This window comes from Rhizobium sp. ZPR4 (assembly GCF_040215725.1).
GTDB lineage: Bacteria > Pseudomonadota > Alphaproteobacteria > Rhizobiales > Rhizobiaceae > Rhizobium > Rhizobium rhizogenes_D.
In genome coordinates this window covers 2522579-2541410 of record NZ_CP157967.1, presented here as the reverse complement: position 1 = coordinate 2541410, position 18832 = coordinate 2522579, and the positions used below count along the sequence as shown (strand labels likewise).

Annotated in this window: 17 protein-coding genes and 1 other RNA gene; 5 read left to right on the top strand and 13 right to left on the bottom strand. The window is 60.3% G+C overall.

Annotated elements, in window-relative coordinates; all coding sequences use genetic code 11:
• Window positions 1–22: 22 nt before the first annotated feature.
• Together ABOK31_RS12490 and ABOK31_RS12485 are read right to left on the bottom strand one after the other, a co-directional pair.
• Window positions 23–211: a YegP family protein gene (locus ABOK31_RS12490; RefSeq protein WP_068400257.1), complete on the bottom strand. Its 189-nt coding sequence runs from the start codon at window positions 209–211 to the stop codon at window positions 23–25.
• Between the two features lie 108 nt (window positions 212–319).
• A complete protein-coding gene (locus ABOK31_RS12485) occupies window positions 320–2122 on the bottom strand; it encodes an ABC transporter transmembrane domain-containing protein (protein ID WP_349956243.1) in 1803 nt (600 codons plus the stop codon).
• A gap of 192 nt (window positions 2123–2314) precedes the next feature.
• Here ABOK31_RS12485 and rpmE point away from each other — a divergent pair, with 192 nt between their 5' ends.
• Window positions 2315–2536, top strand: coding sequence for a 50S ribosomal protein L31 (gene rpmE, locus ABOK31_RS12480; protein ID WP_015341030.1), 222 nt, complete (start codon window positions 2315–2317; stop codon window positions 2534–2536).
• A gap of 75 nt (window positions 2537–2611) precedes the next feature.
• Here the strand turns inward: rpmE and ABOK31_RS12475 are convergent, their stop codons facing one another.
• From ABOK31_RS12475 to ABOK31_RS12460, 4 genes are all read right to left on the bottom strand, one after another.
• Complete coding sequence (locus tag ABOK31_RS12475) at window positions 2612–4549, bottom strand: translation factor GTPase family protein (RefSeq protein WP_349956242.1); 1938 nt, start codon at window positions 4547–4549, stop codon at window positions 2612–2614.
• A 283-nt stretch (window positions 4550–4832) separates the two neighbouring features.
• The gene (locus tag ABOK31_RS12470) at window positions 4833–5348 is read right to left on the bottom strand and encodes a DUF1465 family protein (RefSeq protein ID WP_174171913.1); all 516 of its coding nucleotides are present in this window, start codon (window positions 5346–5348) and stop codon (window positions 4833–4835) included.
• Between the two features lie 384 nt (window positions 5349–5732).
• Complete coding sequence (locus tag ABOK31_RS12465) at window positions 5733–5924, bottom strand: DUF1192 domain-containing protein (protein WP_174171914.1); 192 nt, start codon at window positions 5922–5924, stop codon at window positions 5733–5735.
• 30 nt (window positions 5925–5954) lie between these two features.
• Window positions 5955–7229: an MFS transporter gene (locus ABOK31_RS12460; RefSeq protein WP_174171915.1), complete on the bottom strand. Its 1275-nt coding sequence runs from the start codon at window positions 7227–7229 to the stop codon at window positions 5955–5957.
• Between the two features lie 229 nt (window positions 7230–7458).
• Here ABOK31_RS12460 and ABOK31_RS12455 point away from each other — a divergent pair, with 229 nt between their 5' ends.
• Window positions 7459–7620 carry a hypothetical protein gene (locus ABOK31_RS12455; protein ID WP_167459809.1) on the top strand — a complete coding sequence of 54 codons (162 nt, stop codon included), beginning with the start codon at window positions 7459–7461 and terminating at the stop codon, window positions 7618–7620.
• 49 nt (window positions 7621–7669) lie between these two features.
• Here ABOK31_RS12455 and ABOK31_RS12450 read toward each other — a convergent pair whose 3' ends face one another.
• The 7 genes from ABOK31_RS12450 to tkt form a co-directional block, all read right to left on the bottom strand.
• Window positions 7670–8587, bottom strand: a complete 918-nt coding sequence (locus tag ABOK31_RS12450; RefSeq protein WP_349956241.1) for a PhzF family phenazine biosynthesis protein — start codon at window positions 8585–8587, stop codon at window positions 7670–7672.
• Between the two features lie 144 nt (window positions 8588–8731).
• The gene (locus tag ABOK31_RS12445; RefSeq protein WP_349956240.1) at window positions 8732–9811 is read right to left on the bottom strand and encodes a serine hydrolase; all 1080 of its coding nucleotides are present in this window, start codon (window positions 9809–9811) and stop codon (window positions 8732–8734) included.
• Window positions 9812–10238: 427 nt separating this feature from the next.
• Window positions 10239–11441, bottom strand: coding sequence for a phosphoglycerate kinase (locus ABOK31_RS12440; protein ID WP_174171918.1), 1203 nt, complete (start codon window positions 11439–11441; stop codon window positions 10239–10241).
• Window positions 11442–11614: 173 nt separating this feature from the next.
• The gene (locus ABOK31_RS12435) at window positions 11615–13465 is read right to left on the bottom strand and encodes a potassium/proton antiporter (protein WP_174172197.1); all 1851 of its coding nucleotides are present in this window, start codon (window positions 13463–13465) and stop codon (window positions 11615–11617) included.
• A 323-nt stretch (window positions 13466–13788) separates the two neighbouring features.
• A complete protein-coding gene (locus ABOK31_RS12430; protein WP_349956239.1) occupies window positions 13789–14373 on the bottom strand; it encodes a putative glycolipid-binding domain-containing protein in 585 nt (194 codons plus the stop codon).
• A gap of 2 nt (window positions 14374–14375) precedes the next feature.
• Window positions 14376–15386, bottom strand: coding sequence for a type I glyceraldehyde-3-phosphate dehydrogenase (gap, locus tag ABOK31_RS12425; protein WP_092850606.1), 1011 nt, complete (start codon window positions 15384–15386; stop codon window positions 14376–14378).
• Window positions 15387–15449: 63 nt separating this feature from the next.
• Entirely contained in the window at window positions 15450–17432 is a 1983-nt protein-coding gene (gene tkt, locus ABOK31_RS12420; protein WP_174171920.1) for a transketolase, read from the bottom strand.
• A 403-nt stretch (window positions 17433–17835) separates the two neighbouring features.
• Here tkt and ABOK31_RS12415 point away from each other — a divergent pair, with 403 nt between their 5' ends.
• The 3 genes from ABOK31_RS12415 (at window position 17836) to ssrS (ending at window position 18761) form a co-directional block, all read left to right on the top strand.
• Window positions 17836–18111 carry a DUF4164 domain-containing protein gene (locus ABOK31_RS12415; protein ID WP_015341018.1) on the top strand — a complete coding sequence of 92 codons (276 nt, stop codon included), beginning with the start codon at window positions 17836–17838 and terminating at the stop codon, window positions 18109–18111.
• A gap of 47 nt (window positions 18112–18158) precedes the next feature.
• Window positions 18159–18536, top strand: coding sequence for a cell division protein ZapA (locus ABOK31_RS12410; RefSeq protein WP_174171921.1), 378 nt, complete (start codon window positions 18159–18161; stop codon window positions 18534–18536).
• A 66-nt stretch (window positions 18537–18602) separates the two neighbouring features.
• Window positions 18603–18761: non-coding RNA, 6S RNA (gene ssrS, locus ABOK31_RS12405), on the top strand.
• The last annotated feature ends 71 nt before the right edge of the window (window positions 18762–18832 follow it).

The window sequence follows — 18832 nt, the reverse complement described above, 5'->3', positions numbered from 1 at the left end:
AGCAAATACGTGACGCGAAGTATTATGCGGTGGCGATGGTCTGGTCGTCGATGACGGCACCGCCGACGTGAGCCTTGATCGACTCGATGGCATGCAGGGCCGAGGCCTTCGCCTTATAGCCTTCCGAACCGAACATGGTTTCGCCGTTCGAGGCCTTGAAGCGGAAGCGAAACTCGCCGGCCTTGTCCTTGTAGACTTCAAATTTATACATGGTTCTCGTCTCCTAGAATCGCGTCAGCGCGGGATAACGCTGAAAATCTAGCTCAACTTTGAAACTATTTCCACAAGGTTGTATTCGGCACGACTTGCCCGGTTATCGCTATTTCGCGATGAGCATATGTTCCTCGATGCCGGCGTCGAACTGCAGACGCGCAAGCTTGGCGTAGATGCCGCCGTGGCGGATCAGGGTTTGATGCGTGCCTTCCTCGACAATGCGGCCCTGATCCAGCACCAGAATGCGGTCGGCCTTGAGCACGGTTGCCAAACGATGAGCGATGACGAGGGTCGTGCGTGCCTCCATCAAGCCCTCCAACGCCTTTTGCACCAGGGTCTCGCTCTCGGCATCGAGGGCCGATGTTGCCTCGTCGAGCAGGAGGATCGGCGCATTCTTCAGGATGGCGCGGGCAATGGCGATGCGTTGGCGCTGGCCGCCGGAAAGGGTGACGCCACGCTCGCCGACCTGGGTGTCGTACCCTTCTTCCAGGCGCGAAATGAATTCGTCCGCCTGCGCGGCCATCGCGGCGGCGCGCACTTCGTCACGGGAGGCGCCGGGGCGGCCGAAGGCGATGTTGTCATGGATCGAGGCGGCAAAAATCGTGGTGTCCTGAGGCACGATGGCGATGCGCTCGCGCAAGGCGTCCGGCATCACGTCGCGGGCATCGACGCCATCCAAGGCGACGTGGCCCTTCTGCGGATCGTAGAAGCGCAGCAGCAACGAAAAGATCGTACTCTTGCCGGCGCCCGACGCCCCGACGATTGCGACGGTTTCGCCTGGCTTTACCGAGAAGGAGAGGCCATGCAGTGCCGATCTGTTTGGTCGCGACGGGTAGAAGAAGTGGACATCGGAGAATTCCACGCGGCCCTGCGGCGGCTGCGGCAAGGGCAGGGGATTGGCGGGAGCGGTGATCGGCGATACTTCGGCAAGCAGCTCGCCCAGGCGGTCGGCAGCACCCGCAGCCTGGGACAGCTCGCCCCATACTTCGGACAGTGAGCCGAGCGAGGAGCCGGCGATGACGGAATAGAGCAGAAACTGGCCGAGCGTGCCGGCCGACATGGCACCGGCAAGAACATTCTGCGCGCCGACCCAGAGAACCGCGACGATACTGCCGAAGACCATGGCGATTGCGAAGCCCGTCAGCAGCGAGCGGGATCTGATTGCCGCGCGCGCTGCCTGATAGGCATCCTCGACGGCACTGCCATAGCGCTGTGCGGCGGCATCTTCGCCATTATAGGCCTGAATAGTGCGGTTGGCCGCGATGGTCTCGTTGGCATAGGCTGACGCTTGCGCCAGCGTCTCCTGCGCGGCCCGCGAGCGCTTGCGCACGGAACGGCCAAAACTGACGAGCGGCAGCACGATGATCGGGATCGCGATCAGCACGATGCTCGACAGCTTCGGGCTGGTGACGATCATCATGATCACGGCGCCGAGACAGAGGATGAGGTTGCGCAGCGCGACGGACGCGGTGGCGCCGACCGCGGACTTGATCTGAGTCGTGTCGGCCGTCAGCCGCGAAACGATCTCGCCCGACTGGTTGACATCGAAGAAGGAGGGCGACAGCCGCGTCACGTGGTCGAAGACCTCGCGGCGCATGTCGGAGACGATGCGCTCGCCGATGGAGATGACGAAGTAATAGCGCAGCGCGCTCGCAGCGGCGAGCAGCAGGGCCATGATCATGATCGCGACGAAATAGCTGTCGATCAGAGCGCGGTCGGCCTGATCGAAGCCGTGATCAATCATGCGACGGACGGCGACCGGCAGAGCAAGCGAAGTCACGGCAGCGATGACGAGTGATATGATCGCACCGGCCACCATGCCCCGATATCGCCTGAGGTAGGGTGCCAGTCGTCCGAGAGGACGGATTGAACGGTTTTTCTTTTCCTCAGCCTGGCCAGTCTCTGACAAGTCGTCTCCAATCCCCATATCAGCAAGGGACTTGACGTTTCGCCCCTTGTTATCGCCGCTGCCTTCATGTATAGGCACGCCATCTTAATTGGAAGCCGTGGCCTTTAACGGACTGCGGCTTCATTTATTCAATCGGTTCGGTTGCCGCAATGGCTTGCGACAAATGGACCCTGGCATGACAGGAAGATTGTTATGAAGGCCAACATTCATCCCGACTACCACACGATCAAGGTAGTCATGACCGACGGCACCGAATATGAAACCCGCTCGACCTGGGGTTCTGAAGGCGCTGTCATGAACCTCGAAATCGACTCCAAGTCCCATCCGGCTTGGACCGGCGGCAACCAGCAGCTGATGGACCGTGCCGGCCGCGTTTCGAAGTTCAACAAGCGCTTCGGCGGTCTCGGCATCTAATCGCATTGCGATTTGCTGTTTGAAAAGAGCCCGGCTTCGCCGGGCTTTTTTGCGTTCGAAGCGTAACTTGGCAGATCATCGCATGCGTCGCAGGTAATCGGCACGGTCGAACGGATTTGCTGCTGCGCGCTCCCGCACATCGTGTGGACCCGATAGCGGCGCGTGATGATCGAAGGCGTGATCCAGAACGCCCGCCCCAGCCGACAATCCCGGCAATTGCCTTTGGATGGTCTGGATCATCGATGATGCCACTGTGCCTTCCAGCCGGGCCAATCCTTCGTCGATCTGCGTTTTTCTCATCGATGCGCCGGCCTTGGCGAGCAAGCTGTGCACGCCGGCCAAAGCCGTTGCCGGTATCTCGATGTGAAAATGCTCGATAGGCTCGCATAGGATCGTCTGTGCGGACGAAAGCGCGGATGCGAGTACCAGCGGCGTCAGCTTGCGGAAATCCACCGCCGTGCTCGCCGGCGAGCTCTGCCGCGCCGCCGTCATGGCGACATGGCAATCGATGACCTGCCAGCCGAAGAGACCTTCCTTGAGCGTTTCGAAAACTGCTTCCTCGACCGCGCGATAGAAACTTGCCGGCATCTGGCCGATATCCACCTCCAGGGTAAAGCTGTTGCCGGTGCCTTCCGACCGCGGCTCGACACGCAAGCCGACCGTTGCGAGAAACGGATTGGGCTCCTTGAATATCAGTTCGACCGCGCTTCCCGTCTGAGCCAGCCTCTCTACATGGATGACAGTGCTTTCTTCGAAGACGATGTCGAGGCCGAACTCGGTTGAAAGGGTTGCCTGGATGACCTCCTTCTGCACTTCGCCGTAGAGCGAGACATATATGTCGCCCGTCTCCTCATTGGTGCGCAGGTTGATGAGCGGATCCTGCTCCGCGAGTTGGGTCAGAGCCAGCCAGAACGCTGCGCTTTCCGAAGGGTGCATCGAGCGGATGCGGGTTTCCAGAGTGGGCGGCGCGAAGTGGCGAAGCGTGCCGGATGGGCGTTCGGTGCCGACCCAATCGCCGATACGGGCATTGGTGAGCCCGCCGACCTTGGCGATCTGCCCTGCGTGGATCTGTGTAACCTTGCCCGCCCGCCCATCCCTGAAAAGCTGAAGGCTGCTGATCTTTGCCGGGCCGTTCGGGGTCTCGATATCGTCGCGAAGGCCGATCGTGCCCGACGCCAGGTGGAGATAGGCGAGCTTCTCGCCGCCCCATCCGCGCTCGATCTTGAAGATTGTCCCGGAAACCGGGCCACCAGGGTTGGGCTGCCGGCTGGGCAACAGGGTCTCGATCGCCGAGATCAGGGCGGGGATGCCAAGGCCCCGCGTCGCCGCACCGGCAAATGCCGGATGGATCAAAGACTTCGCCACCTGATCGACAAGGGCTTGTTCCAGCCTCTGCCGTGTCAGGCGCTCGGCAGCCAGAATATAGTCTTCCAGCAATGCTTCGTCATTCGCAGCAAGTGTTTCGCAGAGGCGCGAAAAATGGGGATCGCGTTTGATATCGGCGGCTTCCACCGTGGCGAGCCTGTTGCCGGCATCGCGGATGATCGACAGCGCAACGGGGCGAACCGCCAGCTGGGACGCAATATCTTCGAGAACCTCATCGTAACGCGCGCCGAGGCGATCGATCTTATTGATAAAGAACAGGAAGGGTATGCCGAGGCGGCGCAATGCCTTAACGAGCACGCGGGTCTGCGGCTGCACGCCCTCGACTGCCGATACGACAACCACAGCCGCATCGAGCAATTGTAAAATCCGTTCGATCTCGGCAATGAAGTCCGGATGGCCGGGCGTATCGATGAGGTTCACCACGACATCGCCGATGGTGAAGGAAACCACCGCCGCAGCGATGGTGATGCCGCGTTGTCTTTCGAGTGCGAGACTGTCGGTCTGTGTGCTACCGGCATCGACGCTGCCGAGTTTGTCGATTATGCCGGTGTCGAAAAGGAGTCGTTCCGTAAGGCTAGTCTTGCCCGCGTCTACATGGGCGAGGATGCCCAGATTCAATGTGCGCATGGTTCATCATCTTCTCAGAATTTCGGATTTGATTTTCGTGAGAAGTGAGTCGGCGCATTGGGTCCTCCACGCATATTCGATATCGGCATGCCCATCCCTTAAGAGAGGCAGGCACTCTTTTTTACAGGCGTTTCGCGGAATCCGTCAAGTTTCGCCCGGCTTCCACTTAGGGCCTGACTCTGCGCATGGCTTTTCCGAGGGCTGGATGATGAGATGATTGCCCAAAACAAAACCGGCCACGTCAGGCGCGGCCGGTTTAAATTCATTGCGGATTGTCTGAGGCTCAGCTGCCGCCGAATGCGGTCTGCAGCAGGGTCAGCTGCGCCTTGACGCTGTTCTGATTGTCCGGAACGATAGCGGCCTCCGTCGGGCGGTAGATCTCGCGGTCGAGGATGGCGACGCGATTCTGCAAGCGCAGCGAGCGCTCGACGAGGTCACGGAAGGATTCCGGCAGATCGTTCCAGCCCGGCGCGTTGCGGTCGACGTTGAAGCCGTCGAGGCGGACCTTGTTCTTTTCGGCCAAGACCTGATCGCGGGACATTTCGCCGTTGTTGACGGCGCGCTGCAGCAGCAGCCAAGAGGCCATCTGCATGAGGCGGGTGGTCAGCCGCATGGATTCTGCGGCGTAGAGTACGGAGGCCATGCGCGGCAGAACCTTGGAAGCAGCGCGGCCCTGGCCATCGAGATAGCCGGCGGTTTCCTCGACCAGCGACATGCCTTCAGAATAGAGTGCCCTGAACTGTGCCGATGATGCGGCGTGGCCAGCAAAGCTGATCGTGTTCAACCCAAGTTCCGACATCGAATAAATCCCTGCTTCACGCAACACTTTTGTTCAGGAAAAGCCGGTCAAGTCCATAAGAGCTTTCGGCATCCGCTTTTATGACTTTAAGATGGTTGTTTTAACTGAAATTCGCAAGGCGATTCTTAAGAAAGGGTTAATCTCCACAGTTTCGGCGAGGTCCGTGATACAGGACAAAAAAGAAGAGCCGCAAAAGCGGCTCTCAAGGTAAAACAGGGAGAAAAATCAGACCAATTCGCCAAGTGGAGGAACTGTCTGAGTCCAGAGCGAATCTGGATGGTCATAGTAATATGTCGTAAAGCTTAATATTCAGTTGAGCATGCCTTAATACTGGACTGCACCGCACAGATTTTGTGCTGCGGCCACGCGTCCCGACGCAGAGCTTCAGAAGCGGAAAAGGCTATCCGCCGCCTTGCGGCCGGAGGCCTTGGTGGCGATTTCCTCTTCCAGCCGGGCGACCTCGCTCTGGAGCAATGCTACGCGGCTTTTCAGCTCGTCCACCGACAGCAGCGACAGATCACTGCCGATCTCGTGGGCGGACGGCTGCTTGGGACGATCATCGTCGAAAATGCTCATTTCGGCTCCTCCTTTCCCTTATCAAGGGGATCAGGTGCCGTAATTTACAGTTATATCGTCCTTTTTTGAAGTCTCGCTTCGCGCGAGCGCCATGCTCTCGGGCGTGATCATCTGCGCATTGGCGGAGGGCATGGTCGTGTAGGAATCGCGATCGCCCGCTGGCTTGGCCGCGCGGCGGCGGCTGCGGAAGATCGAATAGGACGTAATCAGCACATGGGCGATGGCGGTGACGAAGAACAGCGAGTAGGGGCCGATGGAAGACATGACCGGGCCGCTCAGCGTCGGGCCGATGATCGTGCCGATGCCGTAGAGCAGCAGCAGGCCGCCCGACACCTTGACGAAATCCTCCGGCGCGGCGAAGTCGTTGGCATGGGCGACGGCGATTGGATAGAGCGTGTTGGCGACCGCGCCATAGACGACGACCATGCCGATGAGGAAGAAGGGGCTGCCGGGCTTCAGAAGGAAGAGCAGAATGCCATCGATCGCCGCGATTGCGGCCATGCCGGCCAACACGTAGCGGCGGTCGATGCGATCGGATAGCCGACCGGCCGGCAGTTGCATGACGGCGCCGGCAAAGATGGTCAAGCTCATCATCAGCGCGATATCGCTTTCGGAAAGGCCCGCATTGGCACCGAAGACGGCCCCGAGCGTGCCGTATGCGCCATTGGCGATGCCGACGAGCAGGATGCCGATCGAGGCGACCGGCGAATTGCGGTAGAGTGCCTTCAGGTCGAGACTGACCGCCTTCAGTGGCTGCGGGGATGCGGCCGTCGATAGCGTGGTCGGCAGCATGGCGACACAATAGCAGATGCCGCACATCATGAAGAGGATGGGCGTGTGGATATCGGCGAAGGGCACCATCATCTGGCCGGCGACGGCGCCGATGAGGGTGATGCCGATATAGAGAGAGAAGATCGCGCCGCGGCTTTCATTGGTGGCGCGTTCGTTGAGCCAGCTCTCGATGATCATCGAGGTGCCGGCGGTGCAGAAGCCGGTCACGGCACGCAGCACCACCCACCAGGTCGCATCGACGACTATGCCTGTCAAAAGCGCGATGATGGCGATGACCGAGATGAAGCCCGAGAAAGCGCGGACATGGCCGATGCGCCTGACCAGCTTCGGGGCCGTCAGGCAGCCAAGCACGAAACCAGTCGCCCAGGTGGTGCCGAGCAGGCCGAGCGTTGTCGTCGCATAGCCTTCGGCCGTGCCGCGCACCGGCAGCAGCAGGCTGTGCAGGCCGTTGCCCGTAAATAGGAATAGCGTGCCGAACAGCAGAGCGAGTACCGGCAATATATTTCTTTTCATGCTCCCCACCTTCATGCGGCTCCATTTTTTAGGAGCCGATAAGACAGGATCCCGCCCTGCCTGTTTTCGCTATTGATTGTGTCCCGGATTGCCGCTATCGGCCTGTAGAAACAGTCTGTTGGCGCGGAAAAATGTCCGTCCTATGACGATTAGAGCATGATCGCGAAAGCCGTGCAGCGGTTTTTGGTCGCGGCTGCCCTCACTCTTGCATAAACGGGGGAAAAATAGCGTGACAAAAGCCATAGCGCTGCTGCTCCTGCTTGCCATGGCGGTGCATATCATCAAGCCTTTGGGGCTGCCGGGCCTAAAGCGCAGGGCAGATTTCTGGAAGATCGCGATCTTCGCCTTTGCGATCTGGACGGTGGCGCTGCTGATCAACGAGGCGTTTTAGAGCATTTCAGGCCGGGATTCGGGCTCCTGGCCAATCGCACGCCGCTCCCTTAGAGCAGGATCTCGCCGCGCATGACCGAGACGCAGCTGCCCGACAGCAAGACTTCATTTACCGTGCCGGCAGATTTCCTGGCATCAACGCCGATGACGCTGCGTCTTCCCATCTCCACGCCCTGCTCGATGGTGATTTTTATTTCCGCATCCCGTGCCGGCAGCAAGGAAGTCAGATAGGCGCCGATCGCGGCAGAGGCGCTGCCGGTCGCCGGGTCTTCCGTCACATTGTCGAGCGGGGCAAACATGCGGGCGCGGATAGCCCACGGGTTTTCGTGGGAGCGCACGTAGAGAAAGAGCGAGAAGCCGGTCTTGTCTTCTTTGTGCCGCGCGGCCGCTTCGGCAAAAATGGCGGCATTCGGCCATGCCTTGCCGAGCGTTTCGAGGCTGTCCAGCTCCGCAAAGGCGAAAGGCAGGCCGACGGATGCGAAGGTTGGCGCATGGGTTGCGTGGCGGATCGATTGCGGATCGATCTGCACGCAAGCGGCAATCAGCTCGTCGGCAATGGTCTCGCCGATCGTAAGCCTGCCCGGTGCGCGGATGCTTGCGCCGGAGACGCCGCCACCGTCGCGCAACAAAGTGACCTCCACGAGCCCGGCTTCCTCTTTGAAGATCAGCCTGTCGCCTGTCGGTTTTCCGAAGATCGCTTGCTGCTGGCCGAGAACGAAAGCGGTGCCGACATTGGGATGACCGGCAAAGGGGATTTCGGCCGTGGGCGTGAAGATGCGGACCCGCGCGGTGTGATCGGGGTTTTCAGGCGGTAGCACGAAGGTTGTTTCCGAATAGCAGAATTCAGTTGCAATCTTCTGCATGGCGTCGCTGCTGAGACCGCGGGCATCAGGGATGACAGCCAGGGGATTGCCGACGAAGCGTTCGGATGTGAAGACGTCAACGGTGACGTAAGCGACGGCGTTCATGGCGGCTCCCGGCAGCTTTGATGGAACTGCCAGGATTTAGCCGTTGCTCGGCCAGGCCTGAAAGCTTGAACTTGTGCCCCTGACAAGTTTATCGACGACCTTTACCCCCCGCCTTGCGAGTTTGCGGCCTTCATGGCGATCGCTTCAATTGCTCTGGAACTGCTTGAGCACGCTGGACCAGAGTTCGACCAGCTCGGCGCTGCCGGCATCGCCAGGCTTCGCACGTACCGCAGTGTGTACGAGGACCAGATGCGTCGTTGGATCGACGAGGATGCGCTGGCCTGCTCGGCCATCCAGAAAAAACGTTCGGCGCGGACCGGGCATCAGCCAGGTCTGATAGCCATAGCCCCAGGGGTTCGTCTCGTGATTGACCGCGAGGAACGAGCCTTGCTTGACCGGTTGCGTCGCGTCGAGCAGCCATTGGCGCGGGATGATCTGCCGGCCGTTCAAGGCGCCGTCATGTGCGAGCAGCATGCCAAAGCGGGCATAGTCGCGAAGCGTTGCGCTGAAGCAGCAGTAGCCGACTTCCTGGCCTGTTCTGTCAACCTGCCAGTTCGCGCTGGCTTCCGCACCCATCGGCTGCCATATGCGGGTCTGGAGATAATCCGCCATGCTCATATGGGTGGCGTGGGTCAGGACGAGGCTCAGCCCTTCGGTGTCGAGATTGCTGTAATGCCAGACCGTATCGGGAGGAGCGACCCGCTTGTTGAACCGCGATACGGCCGTAATGGGGTCAAGCTTTTCCGGACCGAGCAATGAGTTGCTGAGATGAACGTTGTCGTCGGGATTGCCGAAGTTCTCGGTGAAGGCAATGCCGGAGGCCATGTGCAGCAACGCGCGGATCGGCGTGCTGCCCATCTCTGTGCCTTTAAGCTCCGGCACATAGGTCTCAACCGTATCGTCGATCGAATGAATGGCGCCTTCGGAAATAGCGATCCCGATCATCATGCCGGTCAATGTCTTCGCCATGGATTGCGAGACAAGGCGGTCGCGATCGGTGCGGCCATATTGATAATGTTCGAACAGGATCGTGTCGTTGTGGGCAATCAGCAATCCCGTGGTGGGATTGGTGTCGAGATATTTCGACAAGGAGGCGGTTTCGGTGCCGAACGTGAACTTGACCGAAATCTCGGAGGGCGCACGCAGCAGCGGCAGTGGATGTTCGGCTGCAGCGATCGTGTGCGTCGGGGCCAGCTGATCGGCATGGCTGAAGTTGCCGATCATGTTTTGCTGCTTGCCCATTGGTGGGCTTAGTGACGGGCCTGTGGGATAACCGAGTTTTTCACCATAAGCTTCGGCGTCCGGTCCGGTCGGAGAGAAGACGGGAACGGCTGCGTGCAACTGTTGGGCGTGAATTATGCCTGATTGAGCAACTAAGAATACAGTAAGAACGGCAACAAAACTGCGCCAGGCAAGCATATGGCAACCCCTCTATTAGGCCCCTTTATTATTAGCGGGACAACCCAGTGCCGTGCTTTCGTAACATCTGTTTGACATGGTCTCATTTCCGATATCACAGCAAACCTATTCTTGTCATTGTGGCAAATGTGACTTGCTCTGTCCTGAACGCTTGGTTGGCTATTGCAGGAAAGCAAAAGAGCCCCGGTCAGATCGCGACCGAGGCTCTTTTTCTTTTGCAGTGCTGGCTGATTTACTTGCTGGCCTGCAGAACGGCCACGCCCGGCAGGACCTTGCCTTCCATCCATTCGAGGAAGGCGCCGCCGGCCGTCGAGACATAGGTGAAGTCGTCGGCAACGCCGGCGTGATTGAGCGCCGAAACCGTATCGCCGCCGCCGGCGACCGAGGTCAGCTTGCCGGCTTTGGTGCATTCGGCGGCATATTTGGCGACTGCAACGGTCGCGGCGTCAAAAGGCGTGATCTCGAAGGCGCCGAGCGGACCGTTCCAGACCAGCGTGGTGGCACGACCGATCCAGTTCTTGACGGCCTCGACTGACTTGGGGCCGACGTCGAGTACCATGGCATCGGCGGGGATCGCTTCGATCGCGACAACTTCGTTGTCGGCACCGGCCTTGAATTCGCGGGCGACGACGCCGTCTTCCGGCAGCACGATCGCGCAGCCGGAGGCGGCGGCTTCGATCATGATCTGCTTGGCGGTATCGGCGAGATCATGCTCGCAGAGCGATTTGCCGACATTGGTGCCGCGGGCGGCGATAAATGTATTGGCCATGCCGCCGCCGATGACAAGCGCATCGACCTTCTTCACGAGGTTCATCAAGAGATCGATCTTGGTGGAGACCTTGGCGCCGCCGACGATGGCAACAACCGGACGGACCGGATTGCCGAGGCCTTTTTCCAAAGCTTCAAGCTCGGCCTGCATCGTGCGGCCCGCATAGGCCGGCAGCAACTGGGCGAGGCCCTCGGTCGAGGAATGAGCGCGATGGGCAGCCGAGAAGGCATCGTTGACGTAGATATCGCCGTTGGCGGCGAGCTGCTTGGTGAAGGCTGCGTCGTTCTTTTCCTCTTCCTTGTGGAAGCGGGTGTTTTCAAGCAGCAGGATGTCGCCATTGTTCATCTTGGCAACGGCGTCGGCTGCCGGGGCGCCGATGCAATCGGAGGCGAAGAGAACGGCATGATCGAGAACTTCCTCGACGGTCGGCACGATCAGGCCGAGGGAAAGGTCCGGGGAGGGGCCATCCTTCGGGCGGCCGAAATGGGCAAGCAGGATGACCTTGGCGCCCTTTTCGGACAGCTCGAGAATCGTCGGGGCGACACGCTCGATGCGGGTCGCATCGGTGACCTTGCCATCCTTGACCGGCACGTTGAGGTCGACGCGCACGAGCACGCGCTTGCCGGTGATGTCGGTGAGATTATCGAGAGTTTTGAAGGCTGCCATGGGAGGATCCAATATTGTTGGTGGCGAAAAGCGCGCCGACCATACTACGGATGATCGGAGACGCAAGAACCGTTCAGCGTTTCATGGAATCGTTGAACGGTTCTATCTTCTTGGTTTTTCGCAATCCCAAATGGAAAACCGCTGCGCAGTTTTCCTGGAATTGCTCAAGGCGCTCAGACGTCGTTTTTGCCTGCAGTCGAATCGTCTGAAACAGCTTCATGCGCTCGCTCGCGGCGCTTCTGCAGATAGGCGTGGATGCTCTTCAGAATGTCATGGAGATTGATGAAGATCGGCATGATGACGGGCGGCTCCACCGCTTCCAGCGACATGCCGACAGATTGGATATGGTCGTTCTCGTCGAGATCGCGAACGATGAGGATGATCTCGCCCAGACGAACGCGGTCGGCGTAGTCGGCCTTGCCACCCAGGCGATGGCGCATGAGCTCGGCGATGGTGAGACCTTTCTCCTGTTCGCTGAGGAGCCCCGGCCCATAAGCGGCATCGAGGTCCGCGGCTGGGCGCAGCGGCGAAATCGAGAACGCGCCGAAGAATTCGGCATCGTCCGGATCGACTGGCGCGCGGCTGGCGAAGAGGCGGTCGAGCAGGCGCGAATAGTTGGGCGAGACGAAAAGATAGACGATATCGTTTTCGCGCAGGCGGCCGGCATATTGATAGCGCATGGATTTGCCGTCGCGAACGATAAGCGATGGCGTCGCCCAGCGGGGGATGCGTTCGCCGCGAAGGACCGGGCTGTCTTTGACGACACGGTAGGAGAGGAGCTCGTGGTTGACGGTGCCGGGCAGATCGACCTCGACCTTGTCGATTGCTCCCATGCGCGGGGGAACGATGAGGCCAAGCCGGCGTGCCATCGGCTTGATGGTCCAGCCTTGCACGAGCAGAGAGACCAGCACGACGATGAAGGCGACGTTGAAATAGGTCTGGCCGGCCTGCAGGCCGCCGAGGATCGGCATGATCGCCAGAAGAATGGAGACTGCGCCGCGCAGGCCGACCCAGGCGACGAAGCCGGTCTCACGCTGGGTATAATCGAAGGGCAGCAGGCAGAGCCATACTGCGATCGGACGGGCGATGAAGATCAGGAACAGCGCCAGCGCCACGGCGGGGATCGCGATCGCTGGAAATTCGGACGGGGTCGCAAGCAGGCCGAGGACGAGGAACATGATGATCTGTGCCAGCCAGGTCATGCCGTCCTGGAAGCGCTTGATCGAGGCGGATGCCGGCAGGCGTCGATTGCCGGCGTAGATGCCGGCAACGTAGACGGCCAGGAAGCCGCTGCCGCCGACGGCGCCGGTAAACGAGAATACGAGGAGCGCCAGCGCCAGCACGAAGATTGGCGTCAGGCCGCGATCCGTCTCCAGGCGGCTGACGATGAGGACGATCATCATGCCGCCAAGCAGGCCGAGAATGACGCCCAGTCCCATCTGCTGGACAAAGGTGGCGAGCATGGCGAGGTTGATGCCGGCATAGCCTTCGCCGCTTGCCAATAGCTCGACCAGAGCGAGGGTCAGGAAGATCGCCATCGGGTCGTTGGTGCCGGATTCGACTTCCAGCGTCGAGCGCACCTTGTCACGGATATTGATGCCGCCGATGCGCAGCAGGAAGAAGACGGCGGCCGCATCCGTCGAGGCGACGATGGAGCCGAGCAGCAGGCCCTGCAGCCAGGTGAAGCCGAGCAGCCAGGTGGCGGCGAGGCCGAACAATGCGGCCGTTACGATAACGCCGACGGAGGCTATGGTCAGCGCGGGCGCCGCAGCAAGCTTGAAGGCCTGGATCGGCGTGCCATAGCCGGAATCAAACAGGATGATGGCAAGCGCCAGCGAGCCGAGAATATAGGCAAGATAATTGTTGGAGAATTCGATGCCGAGCCCGTCGGTGCCGGCGGCAAGTCCGATCATGAGGAAGAGCAGCAGCAGGGGTGCGCCGAAGCGGAAAGCAAGGAGGCTGGAGAAAGCTGCAATAAGAATAAGAACCGTGCTGATCAGCACGATGACGTAAAATGCCTCCACCTTTTCTTCCCCTTTTTCCGTGCGCCGCTGCTGGGGCCAAAAGCCCGGAATGCCGGAGGTCTCCCCAGTTTCCATCATGTTGCCGTGCCTGGCAAATTGGCAAACACGGAAATCGTTCGGAGGAGAGTTCATGGATCGAAACTCTTTCCGACGACTGCATCGTCATGGTGTGATGCGCCTTGCCAGAACGGCAAAGCGGCCCGGAATGCCCTGGGAGACGTCCAGCTTCGAAATTTACTGGTAAATCTGGACCATAGCAGGGCAGAGAGGTGAAAAAATCGAAATGTTTTTAAGAGGATGCGCGAGCGTGCCTTGCCGGCCGCTCAGACGGCGACGCGCCTGAAATAGATCGGATAATCGATTACCAGCCCATCCTCGTCGACCGGAAGATCGACGGTGAAATCCCTGTCTTCGGCCGCGTATCGATAAAGTTTCTCCGGCATGATGCAGGTATAGTGCTGACCGTCGCGCACCGGTTCGAAGGTGTCGAACGGGATATAGAGCATTGAAAGCTTGGCGGTCCCGCTTTCGGGCGTCAACTCCAGCCGGCGGATCGGCAGGCTGTTGGTGAAGGGCGAACCGTAGAGGTCGATATCGATGCAGCCGTCGAATTGCGGCAGCGTCACGCCATGCTCGGTGCGCCAATGTCCCTTGCCGTCCGAAATCAGCGCCAGGCGCCGGCCATCGGTGGTTTCGACGGAGAAGGAAAGAACGGCCCAATCGGCGGCGCAGTCGATGCGGTAGGAGACGCCGTAGGGCGTGCCGCCGCGGCCACCAATGATAATGCCGGCGGCGCGGATGACCGCAGCGCCGGCATTGTCGATAGGAGCGATCGTGAGGTGCTCCAGCCCGTCTCCTTCCATGGGACGCCAGCGGACTGTCGTCGGAAGGAGCGGGCGGAAGGCCATGATCAGATCAGCTTTGCGAAGGCAACGGCCGTGTCCGACATGCGGCTGGAGAAGCCCCACTCGTTGTCGTACCAGGACAGGACGCGCACGAAGTTGCCTTCCATGACCTTGGTCTGGTCGGTCGCGAAGATCGACGAGTGGCTGTCATGGTTGAAGTCGCGGGAAACCAGCGGCTCGTCGGTGTAGCCGAGGATGCCCTTCAGCTTGCCGTTCGAAGCAGCCTTGATGGCTTCGTTGATTTCGCCGACCGTCGTTGCCTTCTTGGACACGAACTTGAAGTCGACAACCGAGACGTTCGGCGTGGGAACGCGGATCGACGTGCCATCGAGCTTGCCCTTCAGGTGCGGCAGCACGAGACCAACGGCCTTAGCGGCGCCCGTCGAGGTTGGGATCATGGACAGGGCTGCGGCGCGGGCGCGGTACAGGTCCTTGTGCATGGTGTCGAGCGTCGGCTGGTCGCCAGTGTAGGAGTGGATGGTCGTCATGAAACCGTGGTCGATGCCGACGGCGTCGTCGAGAACCTTCACGACCGGCACCAGGCAGTTTGTAGTGCAGGACGCGTTGGAGATGACCAGGTGCTCCTTGGTGAGCTGGTCGTGGTTGACGCCGAAAACGACAGTCAGATCGGCGCCGTCGGCAGGAGCCGAAACGATGACGCGCTTTGCACCGGCCGTCAGGTGAGCGGCGGCCTTGTCGCGGGCAGTAAAGATGCCAGTGCATTCCATCGCGATGTCTACGCCGAGATCGCGGTGCGGCAGGGTTGCCGGGTCCTTGATCGCCGTGACCTTGATCGGCTTGCCGCCGCCAACGATGATCGTGTCGCCTTCGACCTTCACTTCGGCGGGGAACTTGCCGTGGATGGAATCGTAACGCAACAGGTGGGCATTGGTCTCGACCGGGCCGAGGTCGTTGATGGCAACGACTTCGATGTCGGTGCGGCCGGACTCGACGATTGCGCGCAGGACGTTACGGCCGATACGGCCAAAGCCGTTGATGGCTACTTTTACAGTCATGAATGTCACTCCCTTTCATTCAGGGTGTTTATCTATTGGATTTGAGAGCGCTTGTCAGCGCCCTCAGGAAAGCTTTGCCTCAGCGGCGGCGACAACGGCTTCCGTGGTGATGCCGAAGTGCTTGTAGACATCCTTGTACGGAGCGGAAGCGCCGAAGCCCTTCATGCCGATGAAGGCGCCTTCCGGTCCGATGAAGGCATCCCAGCCCTCGCGAACGCCGGCTTCGACAGCAACCTTGACCGGCGAGTTGCCGATGACTTCCTTGCGGTAGGCGTCCGGCTGCTCGAAGAAGAGCTCGGTGCAGGGAACGGAAACGACGCGCGTGGAGATGCCCTTGCCTTCGAGAACGGTGCGGGCGGCAACGGCGAGTTCGACTTCGGAGCCCGAAGCGAAGATCGTCACCTTGGCATCGGCATTGCCGGCCAGCGTGTAGGCGCCGAGTTCGCAGAGGTTCTTCTCGCTGTACTCGGTACGAGCGGCCAGCAGGTTCTGACGGGTCAAAGCAAGGCCGGACGGACGGTTGGTCGTCTTGATGGCGATCTGCCAGCATTCGGCCGTTTCCGTGGCGTCCGCCGGGCGGAAGAGCTGGAAGTTCGGGATGGCGCGCAGGCTTGCGACCTGCTCGACCGGCTGGTGGGTCGGGCCGTCTTCGCCGACGCCGATGGAATCATGCGTCAGGACGTGGATGGCGCGGATGCCCATCAGAGCGGCGAGGCGCAGTGGCGGACGGCAATAATCCGAGAAGATCAGGAAGCCGCCGCTATAGGGGATGAGACCGCCATGGAGCGCGATGCCGTTCATGGCAGCGGCCATGCCGTGTTCGCGGATGCCCCAGTGCATGTAGCGGCCGGAGAAATCGGTCGGGGTGATCGACTTCATCTGGCTGGTCTTGGTGTTGTTCGACGGCGTCAGGTCGGCGGAACCGCCCAGCGTTTCCGGGATGAAGCCGTTGATGACTTCGAGCGCATCTTCCGATGCCTTGCGGGTTGCGACCGTCGGCTTGGTTTCGGCGAGCTTCTTCTTGTACTCGCTGATGGCGGCGTCGAATCCGGCAGGCAGCTTGTGATCGAAGCGGCGGGTGAACTCGGCCTTCTTGGCAGCGTCGGTTGCGGCGAGGCGGCCTTCCCAGGCTTCGCGAGTGCCGATGGAGCGTTCGCCGGCAGCACGCCATTCACCGAGGACGTCGTTCGGGATGACGAAGGGTTCGTAAGGCCAGTTCAGCGCAACGCGGGTCGCGGCAATTTCCTCGGCGCCAAGCGGCGAGCCGTGGACCTTGTGCGTGCCCTGCTTGTTCGGAGCGCCGAAGCCGATGATCGTCTTGCAGGCGATGAGCGTCGGGCGGTCGGACTTGTGAGCGGCTTCGATGGCAGCGCTGATAGCGGCCTGGTCGTGACCGTCGACTTCGATCGTGTTCCAGTGAACGGCCTTGAAGCGCATGATCTGGTCGGTCGAATCCGACAGCGAGACGGCGCCGTCGATGGTGATGGAGTTGTTGTCCCAGAACAGGATCAGCTTGTTGAGCTTGAGGTGGCCGGCAAGCGCGATCGCCTCATGGCTGATGCCTTCCATCAGGCAGCCGTCGCCGCACATGGCGTAGGTGTAGTGATCCTGCAGCTCGGCGCCGAATTCTTCGCGCAGCTTGCGCTCGGCGATCGCCATGCCGACGGCATTGGCAATGCCCTGGCCGAGCGGACCGGTGGTGGTTTCGATGCCGGTGGCGTGACCATATTCCGGATGGCCTGCGGTCTTGGAGCCGAGCTGGCGGAAGCGCTGGAGCTCTTCAACCGTCATGTCCGGATAGCCGGTCAGATAGAGGACCGAGTAAAGCAGCATCGAGCCGTGGCCGGCCGACAGGACGAAACGGTCACGGTCCGGCCAAAGCGGGTTCTTCGGGTCGAAGCGCAGATATTTGCTAAAGAGAACGGTGGCGACATCAGCCATCCCCATCGGCAAACCGGGGTGACCGGAATTGGCCTTCTCGACAGCATCCATGGCAAGGAAACGGATCGCATTCGCCATCCGGTCGTGTTGTTCGCGAGAGTTCATGGGTTTTTCCGCAGTGTTCCGGGTTCGGGGGGATGGCCACACGCCTGGGACGGAGGGCCATCGGTTGAAAGGCGGGTGAAGGGGAGGCGCTCTTCCGAACGCCATTTTCAACGTCGCCTCAGGCGGTCGAGACATAGCAGTTGGGGCGAGCAAGTCAATAAATCGAGGACCCAATCCGACCCTCTTGGGGCAATTTTTTGACATTTGCCCGTTCACTTTTACAAAAGACGACAATCATGCGACAAGGCCTGTGTAGACGGCAAAGGTGGCATTCATCCACAGAATAGGGGGGCTGCCACATGACAGCCTTTATTGACGTGCTGTTGCCGAGTTGAATATTGTTGCGAAATCAGACAAGTGGCCGGATGTTTTGATTCGGGCCTTGCGCGGAGATGCGAAGGGTATGACACCTTCAGGCAAAACGGTGGACGCGGCGCTCGCCCAATTGCGCCAGGCGCTTTCGACTTTGGAAAGCGCGGTTGATGGACGGTTCGAGCGGGAACGGGCGCAGAGCGATATAGAAGGCGAGGTCCGCAGGGTTCACGCCGATCGGTCCCGCCTTGCCCAGGAATTGGATCAGGCTGAGTTCCGTGCGAACCGGCTCGAGGAGGTCAATCGTGAAGTGTCGCGCCGGCTTGTCACGGCGATGGAAACCATAAGAGCCGTGCTGGACCGCTGATCCCTCGGGAGGCAGCCGTCGCAGCGCGGCAATGATCGGAAAGTCGAATGGCACAAGTAACGGTAACGATCGACGGCAAAGCATATCGGATGGCCTGCGAAGAGGGCCAGGAAGACCATCTGACGGATCTTGCCAATCGCTTCGACCGTTATGTCATGCATTTGAAGAGTCAGTTCGGCGAAATCGGCGATCTGCGGGTGACTGTCATGGCCGGCATCATGATCATGGACGAGGTGAGCGAATTGACGCGGCGCGTGTCTTCGCTGGAAGCCGAACTGGAAACTCTCACCAGCAACCGCGATACGACCGTGGCGGCCAATGCGCGGGCCGAGGAGACGCTGGCAAGCGTCATCGATGAGGTGACGACGCGTATTCACGGAATCACCGAAAAGCTTCTGGAGCGGCCGGGCGTCGAGCAGGCTTGAGTTTATTTCTGCGGATGCCGGTCGCCGACCTCTGGTACAAGACCCGAAACCTCTTTATATAGTTCAGGCGGTCTGCGCTTCCCGACAGGAACCACAATCCCTGGGGCCATACTCGATCCAAAGGGAGCTGTCCCTGACCAGGCCCGTGGGCCTGGACACACGGTGCCCACCTACGTTTGTAGGCACCCAGGATCGTAAACATCCATCGGTCGTCGTGGATCGCTCTTAAATCTTCCCAGCCGATGGCCAAGGAAGGCGCCGCGCAGTTCTTCCGCCGCGCTGACGCCACTCCTCCT

Coding starts and splice junctions, on each gene's coding strand:
- ABOK31_RS12490 (WP_068400257.1), bottom strand. CDS start 211: ATGTATAAATTTGAAGTCTACAAGGACAAGGCCGGCGAGTTTCGCTTC.
- rpmE (WP_015341030.1), top strand. CDS start 2,315: ATGAAGGCCAACATTCATCCCGACTACCACACGATCAAGGTAGTCATG.
- ABOK31_RS12475 (WP_349956242.1), bottom strand. CDS start 4,549: ATGCGCACATTGAATCTGGGCATCCTCGCCCATGTAGACGCGGGCAAG.
- ABOK31_RS12470 (WP_174171913.1), bottom strand. CDS start 5,348: ATGTCGGAACTTGGGTTGAACACGATCAGCTTTGCTGGCCACGCCGCA.
- ABOK31_RS12465 (WP_174171914.1), bottom strand. CDS start 5,924: ATGAGCATTTTCGACGATGATCGTCCCAAGCAGCCGTCCGCCCACGAG.
- ABOK31_RS12460 (WP_174171915.1), bottom strand. CDS start 7,229: ATGAAAAGAAATATATTGCCGGTACTCGCTCTGCTGTTCGGCACGCTA.
- ABOK31_RS12450 (WP_349956241.1), bottom strand. CDS start 8,587: ATGAACGCCGTCGCTTACGTCACCGTTGACGTCTTCACATCCGAACGC.
- ABOK31_RS12445 (WP_349956240.1), bottom strand. CDS start 9,811: ATGATCGGCAACTTCAGCCATGCCGATCAGCTGGCCCCGACGCACACG.
- ABOK31_RS12440 (WP_174171918.1), bottom strand. CDS start 11,441: ATGGCAGCCTTCAAAACTCTCGATAATCTCACCGACATCACCGGCAAG.
- ABOK31_RS12430 (WP_349956239.1), bottom strand. CDS start 14,373: ATGGCCTTCCGCCCGCTCCTTCCGACGACAGTCCGCTGGCGTCCCATG.
- gap (WP_092850606.1), bottom strand. CDS start 15,386: ATGACTGTAAAAGTAGCCATCAACGGCTTTGGCCGTATCGGCCGTAAC.
- tkt (WP_174171920.1), bottom strand. CDS start 17,432: ATGAACTCTCGCGAACAACACGACCGGATGGCGAATGCGATCCGTTTC.
- ABOK31_RS12415 (WP_015341018.1), top strand. CDS start 17,836: ATGACACCTTCAGGCAAAACGGTGGACGCGGCGCTCGCCCAATTGCGC.
- ABOK31_RS12410 (WP_174171921.1), top strand. CDS start 18,159: ATGGCACAAGTAACGGTAACGATCGACGGCAAAGCATATCGGATGGCC.